This window comes from Singulisphaera sp. GP187, from assembly GCF_900129635.1.
Classification (GTDB): Bacteria; Planctomycetota; Planctomycetia; order Isosphaerales; family Isosphaeraceae; genus Singulisphaera.
The window spans coordinates 5165100-5181647 of record NZ_FSRB01000001.1 but is presented as its reverse complement, the minus strand read 5'-3'; the positions used below and the strand labels follow the sequence as shown (position 1 = coordinate 5181647).

The window sequence follows — 16548 nt, the reverse complement described above, 5'->3', positions numbered from 1 at the left end:
TAACTCGCTCGAGGTCCCTTTCTGTCGAAATGAGACAATCCCTCGAATCAGGCCGCCCTTACAGGGCTATGCCATGTGAACATATTGATTTCCCGGGGCGTTGCCCCGGGCTTCCTTGGGCCGCCCCGTTGGGGCTAGAGCGCCTAACAGTTGGATGGCACGCCATTTGAAAGGAGATCTGAGTTAGGAGGTGGCCGATGACACCCTATTCTCAAGATCTCCGACTGCGGGTCCTCGAGACGATCCAGCGCGGTGACGGGTCGGTACGCCAGATCGCGAAACGGTTCCTGGTCAGTATCTCCTTCGTCACACGCTTGCTCCAACTCCATCGCACGACCGGCTCGGTCGAACCCAGACCGCACGGCGGTGGCAACCCCGCCGTGCTCGGGTCCGAGGACTTGGAACGGCTTCGAGAATTGATCCGCCAGCAACCCGATGCCACACTCGAGGAATGCCGCCAACGACTCGGCCTCTCGTGCTGCCTGATGACCATCTCGCGCGCCTTGAGCCAATTGGGGCTGCCACGCAAGAAGAAGGTGCCCCGTGCCCAGGAGCAGGACCGCCCGGACGTCCAGGAGCAGCGGCGCGAATTCTGCGAGCGACTCGCTGGCGTGGACCCGAAACGCCTGGTTTTCGTGGACGAATGCGGGGCCAACACGGCGATGACCCGGACTTACGGCCGCGCCCCGGTGGGAGAACGCGTCTACTCCACGACGCCCGGGCACTGGGATTCGATCACGCTGACCAGCGGGATGCGCCTCTCCGGGGTGACGGCGACGTTGGCCTTCCCGGGCGCCACCAACACCGACGTGTTCGAGGCCTACGTGGAACAGGTGTTGGTCCCGGAGTTGAAGTCGGGGGACGTGGTGATCTGGGACAATCTCAAGCCGCACCAGTCGGAAGATGCGATCGAGGCCGTCGAGACGGCCGGAGCGGAGGTGGTGCCGTTGCCGCCGTGGAGTCCGGACCTGACACCGATTGAGGAGATGTTTTCGAAGGTCAAGGGTGCGATGAGGTCGGCGGCGGCGCGAACGAAGGAGACGGTCTATGCGGCGTTCGGTTCGGCCTTGCATGACGTCACCCCCGAAAACATCGCCGGATGGTTCCAGGACCGTGCGGCGTATGCTATGCAACTGTGAGGCGCTCTAGAACCGGCGAGAGCGTGCGCAACGCGTTGGTAAACCGTTGTCGCCGTCATGCCGGGGATCCAAACAGTTGGGCGCCGGCAGCGAGCCCGTTGGGCACAATGGGCCGCGTCAGCCAGTGGCTTCCCGAGTCGAGCACGCTTTTCAGGAAGCTGGACCGAACATACTTGAATCGATCGATCACCTGCCCGGCCTCCTCGACCCTGATGAAGAGGCCTTCCATCAAGTTCGAGGGGTCGGTCTCGCGACCGATCTGCTCCGGGTCAAGACCTCGGACCCGGCAGGCCGACGCCAAGGCCGCGCCACCGCCAGCGCTTTTGTAAAGCGACGGTCCGACCAGGTCGACCAACTCGTCCGGCGAGTTCGCCAGACCGCTCCAAAGCACGGGCACCGAGGCGACCGGCGATCCGGCGAGCAATGCGCGGCGGCTCGCGGTCGAGAGGAAGTGGCCCGTGGTGGTGTCGAGCAGGTCGAACTCCAGGAAGTAGTGGGGCAAGCGATCGTAGTAGATCGTGTGCTTGGCGTAGAGCCACTCGCCGTAGAGGACGTAGCGGGCGCCGAGGACCTGGCGGAGCGGTTCCGCAAACGCGTTGGTCCAGGTCTTCAGGAGGTCGAAATGCTGCTCGCTCGGACCGCCGGTCAGGTAGTGGCCCCGGCTCTGGAGCCAGAGCCGGCCGGCGGGGTCGAAGCTGATGGCCGCGTTGACACCGTCCAGCTTCTCCTCGACAACAAGCTGCCTCCCGACCAATTCGGCAAATGGCGCGGCGAGCAGGTCGTGGTCGCCGGGCTGAAGTCGTGAGCCCTTGAGGTGCCGGGTCCGCGGATATTTGTGCAGCTTCATCGTCGGCCCCCGTACGCAAACGCGAGCGTGACGAGGCCGTGATCAACACCCATGACTCCGTCAGTGGACGACCGGCCGCTCTCGATCACCCCGGCCATACAACCTCCTAAAGCGTCCTGGCCCGTGCCAGGCTCGCTTCACGAAGAAATCAAAAAAGAAGAAGGAGTCCCTCCCTTTGACCATCATCGGAGATCGGTCGGCCGTAAGCTAGCGAACTCTCCCTCGTCGGTTCGGGTCGAATCGGGTCGATCGGCACCGGCGGGCCATCATCCCTCGGACGCGGAGGGCAGGCCAGCGTTCGTCGACGGTCCGGCGGGCTCATCCTGGGGCGCCGCTCGGTTCCGGAGTTGGTTCAACAGGGGATGTTGCCAGAGCGCTTGGTCGAGCCGGCGGGCGAGCAGGGCATGGCCCTTGTCGTTGGGGTGGTAGTCGTCGGCGCGGGCCGTCAAGGTGGCCGGGTCGATCCCGTCAAAGGCGTCAGAGATGTCGATGACCGCCGAGAAGCCGGCGTCTCGGGCCGTGGCGAGCAGCCGCTCATGATCCGCCCGGTCCACCGTTCGGCCCACCCGGGGAATCACGACGATGACGGACGGCACCCCCCGCGACGAACACCCCTCGGCGATCGCGCGATAGGCCGAGGCGGTGAGTTCCCAGGTGTAGGGCCGGAGCGCTCGCTCGTAGGCCTGGCTCGTCTCGCCCGGCATCACTCCACAAGCATCAAGAATATCGGCATACAAGGGTGAATCCCAGCCGATCCCGCGCGGCAGGAGCTCGCGGAGTCGGCGCACGGCCCAGCCCACATCGGCCTGCGTCGCCTCGAAAAAGACCAGGTCAGGCTCCATCACCCAGCCCATCTGCATGAAATGATACCAGCGCTGGCCAGGGCTGCGCCCCGGTACGGCGAAGTTGAGGATCTCGATGCCGGGACCACCGGCCTGGCGCGACCGCTCATCGAACCAACGCTCGAGGGTGGGCTCGAACCCGAGGTCGTCGCCAACTCCCCAGCCCGCCGCGATCGAGTCGCCCATCAGTCCGATCCGGACCGTGTTCGGCGGCTTGGCCCGCGGATACGGGCGGTCACGCATCCCCAGGTCGTTGGTGCTCCAGCTCACCCCAACCGGTTGCCGGACCGACAGGTTCGGTTTCAGCACGAACTCGCGGAGGTCGTCGACGCTCAGACAGACCTGGCTCGGGCCGTCCCCCTGCCGCGGTCCCGCGGCCGATCCGCCCAACTTCCGCCCCGCGTCGAGGATCTGCTCGTAATAGCCCCGCTCCATCTGGTCGTAGTCGGCGCGGCTCATCAGGTCGCAGCGCAACGTCTCGCGAACCCGCCCCGGTCTCCCCAACGCCAGGTGACCCGGCACCAATCCCCAAACGAGGATCGCCGCCGTCGCCAGGAACTGCACTGTCTGCGACGAGCAACGGATCATGAGACACTCACCTCTCGAACAATCCAGCTTCGGGAGGGTAGGCACCGCCTACACTCTTCATCGATTCGTATCTTTCCCTATGAGATACGAAATGAAGAACGATCACCTAACCAAAGCATGAGTCGGGTCCGCGATTGCGGACCATCCGTCATGGGTGATCATCGCGGCCCCTACGAGATCCGAAAAGGAAGTAAACCAGAGACTGTAGCCAGGATACCGGGATCTCGTTCCCACGCTCCGCGTGGGAACGCGTTTCTCCCGCGAATTTCGGCCTCCGGGGCAGACAGACGGCCCGGTTTCCTTGCGACAGACTCGAAAACCAAGCCCGTCGCGCGAAGCCACCCAAGCTCAATATTTACGTCTTTATATTCGTATCCCGCGGCGCATCAGGTCCACCCACGACTCGATGGTCGGGCTCGACCAGAGCGACCAGAGCAGCGCGATCGTCGTGAACGTGGCCGCGACCTTCGCCCCACGCACCAGATGCCCCCGCGCCGTCAACGGCCCCTTGCCCGGCCGAGTGCGGGCCCGCGATCGTCGCGCGTCCAACTGCACGTTGACCAGCACCAAGGCTCCCAGGATTCCCCAGAACAGGGCATCCGGACCACTGATCCCCCATGAACCTCGTAGCCAGTACGATTGGTACGCATGCAACGCCCAGGTCGCCACGAACACCACCACCGTCGCGATCGCAAGCGCCGCTGGCTGCGGCCACCGCTTCAACCGAAACACCACCGGGTTGAACACCAGGCGGACCATGAAATCTTTCCAGTAAATGTTGATCCGACGCCAGTAGTCGGTGAACCCGGTCGCCAACAAGTAGTGATGATGCGTCGGGGGAAGCTGGAACCCGAACAGGTGGAGCATCCCGCAAGCCATGTGGAACTGGCCCGAGACGCGGAGATAGAGCAGGTAGTTGCAAACCAGATAACGCACCAGACTGGCGGCGCCCTGGACCTCTTCGGCCGGGATCAGGCACTCGTGATAGACCAGGCGGTAAAGGAGCAGGTGGATCGTACCGTCAAAGATCATCTGGAGACCGGCACGCTGGGTGGCATGGATCTCCCGGGAGAAATAGCCGCGGTGCAACGTCCGGTAGTCGACCACCGGAAAGTGGAGGAAGCAGGCATTGGGCAAGAGAAAAAAGTAGCTGAGCGTGTCGACGACCGTCTCGGGAGCCTTGGCATACTTCAGCTCATAGAGGTAGATCAAGATCCGGAACATGAACATGGTCGCGAGCACGGGCCAGACGCTCTCAGGGACCGCCAAAGCCAGACTCTCGGGCCGGACCCGGGCGATGGCGAGGGCAACGGCCACGACCGCGAGCGTCGTGACCCGAGTCCACCAGGGGATCGGCAAGCGGCAAACGCCGATCAGGAGCAGCGCGAGTGCGATCACGTACGCGGCGGCCAACGGTCCGAACACGAGGGCCAGGCCGATCATCGAGACCGCGACGAAGAGCGGCTTCTTCCAGCGATAAGGGAGCAGGTAGTGGACGGGCAGGGCGGCCAAGGCGACGGTGACCAGGATCTGAAACGCCCGCCCCTCAAGGCGAAAAACCTTGAAGACCGCGAGAAAGAGGCCGAGATGGGCGAGGATCGGCAAGAACAGCCGGTAGTCGCGGCGACAGGCCTCGGGCTCGCCGGGATAGAGCCCAGGGCGAGCCGGCTCGAGAGCGGCCGGGTTGGCCCCCGACTCCGATGTGGTGTACTGACGATGAAGCGCGGGCCGCATCGCGACCACGTGTTGAGTCTCAGGCCGCATGGTGGGCCAGCCCCCCTTCATTGAGATCCAAAAGCGGACGAAGCCGAGCGCTGGCGCCCTGGACAGCGACGGCGTTCGGTCCTTCGTTTCACCAAGTCAGAGCCGGGATCTCAAGGGGTGCTGTTTCCGAGTTGGGAGACAGGCCGAGCCGAGCATTGTCGACCCGCACCCAAAAGTTCGATGTCTCCCCAAGCTGAGAATCAAGGGCCTCATGCCCTCGCTTCAAACCTAGGCGTCACGAGGAATCATCCTGGCTCACAGTGCCGCGGAATTCTCCGAATTTCCTAAAACTTGTCAACCCAATTGGCCACACGCCACGCGATCATCGCGGGAAGTTCCGATCCCGCATCGAAGTGCGTCACAACAAATGAATACAGCCTGGCGCGTGAATACGCGCCAGGCCGAGGAGGGGTAGATGACTGCGAATTTCCAGACGTCCACTCAATCCTTCAGATCGAAGTCGAACGTATTCGACCCACTCTTGACCGTCGCCTTCAGACCCGAAGTCTCGGGTTTCTCGTACTTCGTGGGACTCAGGATCTTGGGCGGGATGGGTTTTCTGGGAATATAGTCGAGAATCACCTCGTCATGGGCGTAGATCATCACATTGTATTCGCCGAGCAACGCACCGTCGCGAGGATTCTCGGTCTGAAGCGTGTAGCTCCCGTCCGAATCGAGCTGACCGGTCGCATTCCGACCTTCAGGCGCCAGCGATGCAAACGTGATCGTTCCCTTGGGGACCGGCTTCCCCTGATACGTCACTTTCCCTGAGACTGGCGCCATGCCCGGTCCCGTCGTCCCGCAGGCAAGCGGCGTCAGAGACACGCACGCGATGACAACGAGACGGGCCAGGTGTCCGGCACTGGGCTTCACTGCGGTTCGTTTCAAAATCACACCTCCGCGGCAATCAAGAATTGAGCCGCAACGGAAAAGGAATCGCTTCCGCCACGGCCCACGCTCGAAACGAGGCAATCGCCTGCATACTCAGTACGCGTCGGACGAAATCACTTCGCCCCCGGCCCGCGTGCTCAAGGCCTGATAGGTTGGCATGTTGATCGTGGATTTGATGAACTTGACCGAGCCGTCGCACATCGCGAAATTGCCACCGCCGGGGTGCATGCTCCGGAAGCTGTACCAGGCCGGCCAGTTCCCCGTATCGCTCTGCCCGGTGGCGATCACGGTGCTGCCGGCACCGGCGATGGAACGGCCAGGGGCCAAGTAATTCAAGGGAACAGCCGTCGAACCCACACTCTGGTTCGCCTCGACCCAGGCGTTCCACAAGGTCACCTTCATGATCTGCTCGCCGGCCATGAACGTATTCGAGGTCCCGTCGATGATCTGATTGAACGAGACGCCAGAGCACTCCCGCCAGAAGATGCCGCTACCGGTGGCGGGGGGCGGGGGGACCGTCGGCACCCCCGAGGATGGATCGCCGAGTTGCGCGCCCCGGCATTTGTAGCCCTGCGAGGCACAGAAGATCACACTCGTATCGCCGTTGGGAGTGTTGCAGGCCAGGCAGTTGTCACCGACGTTGCCCACATACGACGTCCCCGCCGCCAAGCTCGACCCAATCTCATCGGCATTCGTCGTATCGGTTGCCGGACTTGGATCGGACGGACAAATCAGCGTGTTGAGCACGCTCTGCCGAACGGTCGAATTCTGCTGCCCCAGGGCCGCCGTCGACGCCCAGCCCGCATTGTTCGCCCCCCACATGAAGCTGAAATTAATCGCGTTGTAGAGGGGCTGCTGCTCCATCTGAGGCAAGAGAAAGACGATCCAACTCGCGTTGTTCCAGACGTAGCTTGCCGTCGAGTACTGCGGATGCAAGTAGAGATTGGCCGGCAGAGTGTTCTGGGCGCTGTGGTAGTTGTGCGCGGCCATGCCCAATTGCTTCAGGTTATTGACACATTGGGCGCGGCGGGCGGCCTCGCGAGCGGCCTGCACAGCCGGCAACAGCAATGCGATCAAAACCGCAATAATCGCGATGACGACCAAGAGTTCGATCAACGTGAACCCGCGACGAGAAGGCGATCTCATGAGAACCTCCCAAAATAAAAAGGGAACAGGGACATGAAGCCTCCACCGCGACCCTCCCTTGCTCTCGGATAAGCGCAAGCATGCACTATCACTAAACCAATGATGCATGAATGCTTCACGAGATTAAGTTGGCCTGGAACCTCAACTTAGCATACGCTCCGATTATATAAAACCTTTTAATCTAAAATAAAAAGCTTACCGGCTAATGAACCAGGAAAAAACTCATACCATATGCATTGTCATGAATTATTTTTTACGACACGTCCCTGCTCTGATTCCGCCATTTTGCCCTTGAGAATCGCCGATTCCATGAAGAGCCAGAAGCGGAATCGACGCAGCTTGCAGCCCTGGAGGGCGACGTTGATCACCGCTCCAGGACGAAATCCATAGGAGCCAGAGCTTCCCATACCAGAACGACATTCGCCACGGCGTGCCCGTGTTGATGACGTCCGTGACGGCACGGCAGGAGGGGGAGCGGACGCCTCGCTCCGGGCCGGTGGAACGATTCGCCCCGGCGGTTTCGAACCGCCTCGAGATGGGGCGAGCCGGATCGGAAACGGGGCAGGCCGGCGAAAACCGGGCAAAATCCTGACGAGGAAGGTTTGCCTGGCCCGGCGCCGCGCGGTAAGTTCGATCCTCGAACCGAAGGTGCGACCGGGTCATCGGCTCTAAGTACTTATCCAGCCTCTTGAACGGCCGACTGACCCACCCGGGATCGGGACCCGTTCCCGCCATGACTTAGTGAAATCCTCAGCGAGTGCTGCTCTATGTCGACCTCTTCGCCGACTGCGCTGGACCGAGCCCGGGCCAAGGCGTACCGCCGTCTGCTTCCACTCCTCTTTCTTTGCTACGTCATCGCCTATGTCGACCGAACCAATGTTTCGATCGCGGCGCTGACCATGACGAAGGACCTCTCGGGGTTCAACAACGCGGTCTTCGGCTTTGGAGCGGGCGTGTTCTTCCTCGGCTACTTCCTGCTGGAGATCCCGGGGACGCTGATCGTCGAGAAGTGGAGCGCGCGGAAGTGGATTAGCCGGATCATGATCTCGTGGGGCATCATGGCCGCCCTGACCGCGCTGGTGAAAACACCGACCCAATTCTACACCATCCGGTTCCTGCTCGGCCTGGCCGAGGCGGGGTTCTTCCCCGGCGTGATCGTCTATTTAACCCACTGGTTCCCCAGCCGAGACCGGGCCCGGGCCCTGGCCTATTTCTTCGTGGCCACGCCAATCGCCCAGATTGTGAGCCCGAAGCTCTCGAATCTGCTGCTCAAGATCGGCGTCGATGGGAACCCGTTGATCATGGGCCTGAAGGGGTGGCAGTGGGTCTACATCGCCTGGGGGATCCCGGCGGTCGTGCTGGGGCTCCTGGTCCTCTTCTTCTTGACGGACCGTCCCGGTCAGGCCAACTGGCTCGAAGCCGACGAGCGCGAGGCCCTCGAGGCGGAGTTGAAGCGGGAGAAGGCCCAGCATCACACCAGCCGGCACATGAAGCTCACCGAGGCGCTCCGGCACCCCAAGGTGCTCTTGCTGGCGGCCGCCTACTTCTTCATCGTGACGGGCAACTATGGGGTCGAGTTCTTCCTGCCCAAGATCCTCGAGCGGTGGTACTCGCTGAAACTCGACGCCCTGACCTGGCTGGTGATCCTCCCGCCGATCGGGTCGTTGATCGGCCAGATCCTCGTCGGCTGGAACTCCGACCGGACCAAGGAGCGCAGGCTCCACGCGGTGATCCCGATCTATCTGGGGGCGCTCGCCCTCGCGCTGACCCCCTGGAGCAAGGGACAGCTCTGGCTGACGATCGCCCTGTTCGTCGGCGCCATGACCGGCCTGAAAGCGTATCTGCCGGCCTTCTGGTCGCTGCCCAGCCTCTTTCTAACCGAGGCGGCCGCCGCCGGCTGCATCGGCCTGATCAACTCGGTCGGCAACCTCGGCGGATTCGTCGGCCCTTATGTCCTCGGGTACGTCGAGAAGCTCACCGGCTCGTTTCAGGGAGGGATCTACTTCCTCTGCATCTCGATGACCGTCTCGGCAACCATCATCCTCTGGCTCGGCCTCGGCCGCCGCGACATCGACAAGCCCGGCCACCCCGCATTCGACCCCCTGGAAGAAGCCTTGCCCGAGCCGGTGTAATGGTCAAAGCGTGTCTTCGCTCGCCTCAGAAGAAATTTCGATCGGCTGGGGTTTCATTGCCAATCGTCGGTGTCGAGCGTCGCGACCACCTCGGGGGTAACCCGGTAGAGGGCGAAGGTCCGGTCATCGACGCGCGAGGCGCGGGAACGGAGCCGAGGTCCCTCGAGCACGGTCTCGACCCGTCCCAGGCGTCGCAAGGCGGGCAGGTCGCGATCGCGGCCCAGGACCGCGAACGCCTCAGGACCAGGCGCGGGGGGGCGAGCGGCGAGGGCCTCGACTCCCGTCCGCCAGCAGGCGGGGCGGTCGAAGTAGTAGAGACGGACCGCCAGGTCGTGCGGGACGGGGCCGAACGGCGTGGGGTAGGGATCGCGATCCCAATCGTCATAGAGCAGGACCAACGGCTCATCGACGCGCAAGGTCTGGCCGGCCGCCTCGTAGAAGGCCCACTCCACCCCCCGGTGGTCGAGCCAGGGGCCGAGCCAGGCGAACCCCAAACCGCAGGCCAGGCCAAGGCCCGCGAAACCGGCCCGCGCGGCGAGCCGGACTTGCTCCGGTGCCCAGCCACGGGCCCGGAGCCGGCTCCCCAGCCGCGCCAGGCTCAGGGCCGTCCAGACCGACCAAGGAGGGAGCGCGTAGATCGCATAGTGCCCGTTCTTGACCGTCGCCAGGGAGAGCAAGACCACCGGCGCCACCGCCCAGGCCCAGAGCAGCCGGTCGGTCCCGCCGGGCGGGTCGACGGCCCGGCGCAACGACCGCCAGGCCCCAACCAAGGCGAGCGGCGTCCAGGGCAAGGCCTGCCCGAGCAGGGCGGGACCATACTGCCACCATGGGCTCCCCCCCGCGAAATGCTCGGGCCGCGCGGCGAGGCGGTCGGCGATGTGCAAGGTCCAGAGCCCCAGGGCCGTCGGATAGCGCACGATCACCAGGATCGGCCAGGTCAACGCCAACGCTCCCGCCACTCCCCAGCCCTTGAGAAACACGAGCTTGCGGAGCGTCGCCCGATCCCGTTCCCAGACCAGGACGACAACCACCACCGCGGCGATCAGCACCGCGCCAAACCCGATCCCCTTGGCCAAGGCGGTTAGCCCCAGCCCCGCGAAGAAGGCCCAGCGCCAGGGGCGCGAGCCGTCGGCCTCGTCGCGCATCCGGTCGAACGCCAAGACCGTCCAGGTCACCAAGCAGGCCAACAGCATATCCGCCTCGGCCAGCCTGCCCCGAAGCACCGTCCACAGGGTGGTCGCCTGGACCAATCCGGCGAGCAAACCCACCGAGGCGCCGAAGCGACCCGCTGCCAGGGTCGCCACCCCCACGGCCAGCAGCGTGCCGGCGACGGCCGAGGGCGCCCGAGCCACCACCTCGTCGACCTCCCCGGTGACCCGGCCCAACAGCGCCACCAGCCAGACCGCCAGCGGCGGCTTCTCGAGCCAAGGACGATCGCCGATCGTGGGGATGAGCCCCCTCCCGCTCGCAACCATCTCGCGCGACGCCTGGGCGACGAACGCCTCGTGATAGGTCAGGTACCGGCCCCCACCCAACCCCAGCCCCAACGTCAGGGCCGCCATCCCCACGATCCACGCCAACCGCGCGGCTCCCAGACGCGTCTCGGGCATCCCTTCGACCCTCCTTTGTCCCCGACCAAACGTCCGCACCCGCCTCGTTCCCGGAGCGTCCCCGCCGCTCGGCCCGGATCCTAAACCAATGCCCCGAAAAAGACGACGCGAACCCGCAATCACGCCACCCGAGCACCAAAACGTAAGCAGCGTATAGCCTATCCCGCTACGCTTATTACGCTCATTCCGCCCGCTCGGCACGGCAATCCCGGTCCGCGCCGGGGGAAAACCGAGTACGCCCGGAGGGACGCCGGAGCGGCCGCATCCGGCTTCAACCCTGGCCGCATCAATCCCCCAATCGCCCCGTTCCGACCGTTTTTTCGGGAATTGAGGCTCAGGACAAGGGTGCCAACCTGCCGAAACAGTGACAGGCGGCAAATTCCCACTATGCCGCATAATCCCGTTCATTCCACTCTTTTGAGCCCGCAACGACCCATGGCCGACGTTCCCGCGTTCTCAACACCGAGTGGGGGAAAACCTGTTGATAACGTGTTGCCCGAAGGTTGACGGGTGGGGAGTTATCCACGACCCTACTCCTGAGCCGTCGACGGCCAACTCCGCTGTGGCGGGGCATGCCGGCTGGGTCGACAACCTTGCCAACAGGTTTCCCCCTGGTGAACAAGGGCGATTGTCTTCGGTTAAGTTGTTTGGTATCATGGCTTTGTTCGTGAGACCTCGAAGTTATGCACGGCCCAGGCTTCGCTCTTCTATTGAGACGAAGGTGTAGTTCTCTCTTCTCCTTTAAGAAGGTGTAGTTCTCTCTTCTCCTTTAAGAAGAGGAGAGGCCGGAGCAAAGAATCCAGGCCGCTGGCCCAGCCAGGGGCAGGGCGGATAGGTGAGGGCCGGAGCGGCCGGGGACTGGACGTTCAATCGATTTCTGGCGGGGAATGCGCATGAAGGCTTTGTGCAATCGCGACGGATTGCTCTCCGCGTTCGGAATGGTGAGCGGCGTGGCTCCCGCGCGTAGTCCCAAGCCGATCCTTCAGAACATCAAGCTGATCGCCGACCCCGACGAGGGGTCCGTCTTGATGGCGACCGACCTGGAGGTGGGGATCCGCCACCGGGTGCTTGGGATGAAGGTCGAGCAGCCGGGCTCGGCGATCCTGCCCACGCAGCGGATGACGTCGATCTTGCGGACCAGCGACGACCAAGAGATCTGGATCGAGGGGGAAGAAGACCACCTGATCGTCCGGGGGCGACGGTCGGAGTTCAAGCTGCCGAGCGAGGACCCGAGTGGCTATCCCGAAGTGCCCGACTTCGCCGCCACGAGCTACCACGTGGTGGCCGCGGCCGACTTGCGGAAGCTGATCCGCCGGACGATCTTTGCGACCGACGTCGAAAGCACCCGGTACGCGCTCGGCGGGGTCTTGGTCGAGTTGACCGCCGAATCGATCACGATGGTGGGGACCGACGGGCGCCGACTGGCGAAGATGATGGCGACGGCCGAGGCTGAGAACGGGGCCGCCACACCGACCGGCAGCCCCGTGATCCCGGTCAAGGCCCTCAAGCTGATCGAACGGAACCTGGACGACGACGATCCCCCGGTCCACATCGCCATCCAGGCGGGAAGCGCGGTGCTGGTGCGGACCGAACGGGCCGTCATCTACAGCCGGCTGGTCGAGGGCCGCTTCCCTCGCTATCAGGACGTCTTTCCGAGCAACGCCGAGGTCAAGATCCGCTTCCCCGAGATCGCCGAGCTCCGCCAGGCGGTCGAGCAGGCCTCGATCGTCACCAGCGAAGAGAGCCGGGGGGTCGACTTCCAGTTCGCCGCCGGCGTGCTCAAGCTCACCAGCCAGGCGGCCGACGTGGGGAGCTCGCACGTCGACCTGCCGATCGATTATGATGGCAAGCCGGTCGAGATCACGTTCGACCCCCGCTACCTGACCGACGCCTTGAAGACGCTCGACGACTCCACCGCGATCACGGTGGAATTAATCGACTCGAAGAATGCCGCCGTCTTCAAGACCGACGATCGCTATGCCTACGTGGTGATGCCGTTGACCCGCGACCGTTAATCGCCCGGCCGTCTTGGGACGGGACCACCTGACTCGGTCCGGCCGAACGTCCTGATAACCGCCGTTGCGGTGGTGCTTGGTTTTCGCTTATAATGGAAAGACGTTCACATTGATCGCGTGAATGACCCCGACCTCCTTTTGCGGGTCGGATTGATTGCCCCATTGGCCTTTCGAGGTCGGGGCGAGTTTTGAAATCAGGAACGCATGTCGAGTCCGAAGTTTCGCGGACCGAAATCGGTGTCGGATATCCTGGGCGAGTTGTTCGCGACGCGGGGTTATGGTCGACTCCGTGCGCAGACGGAACTCGAGGAAGCATGGAACGCGGCGGTCGGCGAACCCGGCTGTCGTCAAACCCGTGTCGGTGAGGTGCGCCGCGGGGTTTTGAACGTGACGGTGGCACACTCGACGCTGCTGGAAGAGTTGTCGGCGTATCAGAAACCCCAGTTGCTGGCTGCGTTGCGCCAGAATGCCCCGGGGACCACGGTCCACGACATCCGTTTTCGAGTCGGCCCGATCGACGCTCCCGCACCCCCCCCGAAGGGAAAACGGCCGTCCCGTCCCGCGGCCAGTGATGAACCGAGCTGAGCGGATCCGAGCGGGCGGGTGGGCGGATGGGCCGTCCGGTCGTTGGCGCTTGGGCCTTGGTCTCGATGGGGATGGCCGGGCGAGTGGGCCGAGCCGGGGCGGCGGCCTGTTCCTAACGGCAAGTGTCTGCGTTGCCCCTCGCGTTTAGGCGATCGATCGAGGGCGATGGTGAGTGTTGGCGGAGGTTCCGTCCCCCAAATCATGGACTACCGAGGTGAACCCGCGATGGACCTGAGCAAGCCTGACGCAACCGCAACCGAGACGACGGAATCGCTGGAGCATCCCTCGGCCAACGGCCATGGCAACGGTGTAGCGGCAGACTACACCGAGGCGAACATCCGGGTCCTCGAAGGGATCGAGGCGATCCGCAAACGCCCCGGTATGTACATTGGCGACACGACTCCTCGCGGTTTGCACCACCTGGTTTACGAGGTCGTGGACAACGCGATCGACGAGGCGATGGCGGGCTACTGCCGGAACATTCACGTGACGGTCCATGTGGACGGCTCGGCCTCGGTGGTCGACGACGGCCGAGGGATCCCGGTGGGCCCGCACCACCAGTTCACCGAGTTGAGCACGCTCGAGGTCGTCTTGACCAAGCCGCACGCCGGCGGCAAGTTCGACCATGACACTTATAAGGTGTCGGGCGGGCTCCACGGTGTCGGCGTGACGGTCGTCAACGCCCTGTCGGAGTGGCTGGAGGTCGAAGTCTCGCGCGACGGCCAGGTCTGGCGGCAAGAATACAAGCAAGGCGAATCGCAAGGTTCGGTTCGCGTCATCGGGTCGACCAAGGTGAGCGGCACCCGGGTTCGGTTCTTGCCGGACGTCGAGATCTTCGAGAAGATCGAGTTCGACTACGACATTCTGGAAAAGCGGCTCCGTGAGCTCTCCTTCCTCAACCGAGGGATCGCGATCCGCCTGACCGACGAACGCAGCGACGAACCGAAGGACGAGAAGTTCTTCTCGGCGGGGGGCCTGAGCGAGTTCGTCGCCTACCTCAATCGGTCTCAGACCGCGCTGCACCCACCCGCTTTGCTTTTGGGCAAAGACGAGGACCGGATGGTTGAAGTGGAAGTCGCTTTGCAGTACAACGACTCGTTCAGCGAGTTGGTTGTGTCGTACTGCAACAACATCAACACGGTCGAAGGAGGAACCCACCTGACCGGGTTCCGCGCCGCGTTGACCCGGACCTTGAACAACTACACCAAGAGCATCACGACCGCCAAGAACAAGGATCTGGCGATCACCGGTGAAGACTTCAAGGAAGGGCTGACGGCGATTATCAGCGTCCGTGTGCCCGACCCGCAGTTCGAGGGGCAGACCAAGACGAAGCTCGGCAACGGCGAGGTCGAGGGGATCGTCGCGAAGATCGTCAACGAGAAGCTCGCCGATTATCTCGAGCAGAATCCCGCCGCGGCCAAGAAGGTCGTCCAGAAAGCGCAACTGGCCGCCGAGGCGCGCGAGGCGACCCGCAAAGCCAGAGAGCTGGTCCGTAACCGCAAGGGGGTCCTCTCCGGCGGCGGTCTGCCCGGCAAGCTGATGGATTGCACCACCCGCGACCAGGATTCCAGCGAACTGTTCCTCGTCGAAGGTGACTCGGCCGGTGGCACGGCCGAAGGGGGCCGCGACCGACTTTACCAGGCGATCCTCCCGCTGCGTGGTAAGATCCTCAATGTAGAACGCGCCCGGCTCGACCGCGTCCTGGGCAACGAAGAGGTCCGGAATATCATCACCGCCGTCGGCAATGGCATTGGCGAGGAAGAAGACCCCTCCAAGAGGCGGTACGGCAAGGTCGTCATGATGAGTGACGCCGACGTCGACGGTTCGCACATTCGCACCCTCTTGATGACCTTCTTCTACCGCCAGATGCCCCGACTCGTCGCGGAAGGGCACCTGTACGTCGCTCAACCGCCGCTCTACATGATCTCGAACAAGAAAGAGCGGCGCTACGTTCAGACCGAGCCGGAAATGCAGAACATGCTGGTGGAGTCAGGGCTGGCGGACGCCCGGCTTCAGCCGTATGGTGTGGAGGACGAGAGTCACTGGATCGTCGGCGATCGGCTTCGGGGCCTTCTGGACCTGGTCAACGCGATTGGCGTGGGGCTGAAAGTGTTTGGCCGCCGCAACCGTCCGTTGCGTGACTTCCTGGCCCTGGCCCATGCGGAGACCGGCCTGCTGCCGCAATATCTGGCCGTGTCGCGCGGCGTCGAGATCCCGCTCTATACCAGCAGTGACCTGGACGCATACCATCACGAGCACCCGGTTCCGACTCCGGCCGCTGAGCCTGGGGCTGAAGTTGAGGCTGGGGCTGAGGATGCAACCACCGAGGTCTCCGCGGTTGACGACACGAGCGTGATCGAGCTTCACGAGGTGATTTCGCTGAACAAGCACCTCAGTCGACTTCGCGACGAGTTTGGATTACGGGTGGGCACCCTGCTGCCGGTCGAGGTGACGGGCGACGATCCGCCGCCTCGGTTCATCGTGCATCGCGACGGTGATTCGCACCCGTTGGCCGACCTTCGCGCCTTGGTGCCGACGATCCGTCACCTGGGCGAGCGTGGGATCAAGATCACCCGGTTCAAAGGGCTCGGGGAGATGGACGCCGACCAGCTCTGGGAGACCACGATGGACCCGACCAGGCGCACCCTCTTGCAGGTCCAGCTCGAGGATGCGGTGGCTGCCAATGACCTGTTCACAACCTTGATGGGGGACGACGTCGAGCCGCGTCGCCAGTTCATCGAAAAACATGCGCTGGAGGTTAAGAACCTCGACGTCTGATTGCTCAGGCTGTGATCGATCCTTCGAGCCGCGGAATTCCGCGGCGGCATCCCGCTTGCTTGTCGTCATCCTTGAGACCGAGTGGCGCGGATTGGTAAAGCGATGCGGACAAGGCCTTCGACGTCGCTTTTTGGAATGAGGATCTGGGACGGTCTTCCACGCCGAATCTCGTAGTTCTGATCAACAGGCGAAGCGGGCGAAGCTCGCCCGA

At 63.5% G+C, this 16548-nt stretch carries 11 protein-coding genes; 5 read left to right on the top strand and 6 right to left on the bottom strand.

Annotated features, from left to right (window positions below):
* The first annotated feature begins 197 nt into the window (after positions 1-197).
* Complete coding sequence (locus tag BUS42_RS20080; RefSeq protein WP_074307249.1) at positions 198-1139, top strand: IS630 family transposase; 942 nt, start codon at positions 198-200, stop codon at positions 1137-1139.
* 55 nt (positions 1140-1194) lie between these two features.
* Here the strand turns inward: BUS42_RS20080 and BUS42_RS20075 are convergent, their stop codons facing one another.
* From BUS42_RS20075 to BUS42_RS20050, 5 genes are all read right to left on the bottom strand, one after another.
* Positions 1195-1986: an RNA ligase family protein gene (locus tag BUS42_RS20075; RefSeq protein ID WP_074309132.1), complete on the bottom strand. Its 792-nt coding sequence runs from the start codon at positions 1984-1986 to the stop codon at positions 1195-1197.
* Between the two features lie 266 nt (positions 1987-2252).
* Positions 2253-3416 carry an SGNH/GDSL hydrolase family protein gene (locus BUS42_RS20070; RefSeq protein WP_074309130.1) on the bottom strand — a complete coding sequence of 388 codons (1164 nt, stop codon included), beginning with the start codon at positions 3414-3416 and terminating at the stop codon, positions 2253-2255.
* A 363-nt stretch (positions 3417-3779) separates the two neighbouring features.
* The gene (locus tag BUS42_RS20065) at positions 3780-5180 is read right to left on the bottom strand and encodes a hypothetical protein (RefSeq protein WP_074309128.1); all 1401 of its coding nucleotides are present in this window, start codon (positions 5178-5180) and stop codon (positions 3780-3782) included.
* A 441-nt stretch (positions 5181-5621) separates the two neighbouring features.
* Entirely contained in the window at positions 5622-5963 is a 342-nt protein-coding gene (locus BUS42_RS20055) for a hypothetical protein (RefSeq protein WP_254053627.1), read from the bottom strand.
* Between the two features lie 201 nt (positions 5964-6164).
* Positions 6165-7217: a DUF1559 domain-containing protein gene (locus BUS42_RS20050; RefSeq protein ID WP_074309123.1), complete on the bottom strand. Its 1053-nt coding sequence runs from the start codon at positions 7215-7217 to the stop codon at positions 6165-6167.
* 767 nt (positions 7218-7984) lie between these two features.
* Here BUS42_RS20050 and BUS42_RS20040 point away from each other — a divergent pair.
* Positions 7985-9349, top strand: coding sequence for an MFS transporter (locus BUS42_RS20040; protein ID WP_074309119.1), 1365 nt, complete (start codon positions 7985-7987; stop codon positions 9347-9349).
* A gap of 53 nt (positions 9350-9402) precedes the next feature.
* On the opposite strand, the gene BUS42_RS20035 is transcribed toward BUS42_RS20040, so the two are convergent.
* Positions 9403-10959: an ArnT family glycosyltransferase gene (locus tag BUS42_RS20035; protein ID WP_074309117.1), complete on the bottom strand. Its 1557-nt coding sequence runs from the start codon at positions 10957-10959 to the stop codon at positions 9403-9405.
* A gap of 893 nt (positions 10960-11852) precedes the next feature.
* On the opposite strand from BUS42_RS20035, the gene dnaN reads away from it, so the two are divergent.
* The 3 genes from dnaN to gyrB all read left to right on the top strand — a co-directional run bounded on the left by dnaN (position 11853) and on the right by gyrB (position 16337).
* A complete protein-coding gene (gene dnaN / locus BUS42_RS20030; protein ID WP_074311273.1) occupies positions 11853-12974 on the top strand; it encodes a DNA polymerase III subunit beta in 1122 nt (373 codons plus the stop codon).
* A 204-nt stretch (positions 12975-13178) separates the two neighbouring features.
* Complete coding sequence (locus tag BUS42_RS20025; protein ID WP_074309115.1) at positions 13179-13559, top strand: DciA family protein; 381 nt, start codon at positions 13179-13181, stop codon at positions 13557-13559.
* A 225-nt stretch (positions 13560-13784) separates the two neighbouring features.
* On the top strand, positions 13785-16337 hold the full coding sequence (gene gyrB, locus BUS42_RS20020; protein WP_074311271.1) for a DNA topoisomerase (ATP-hydrolyzing) subunit B: 2553 nt from the start codon (positions 13785-13787) through the stop codon (positions 16335-16337).
* Positions 16338-16548 lie beyond the last annotated feature (211 nt).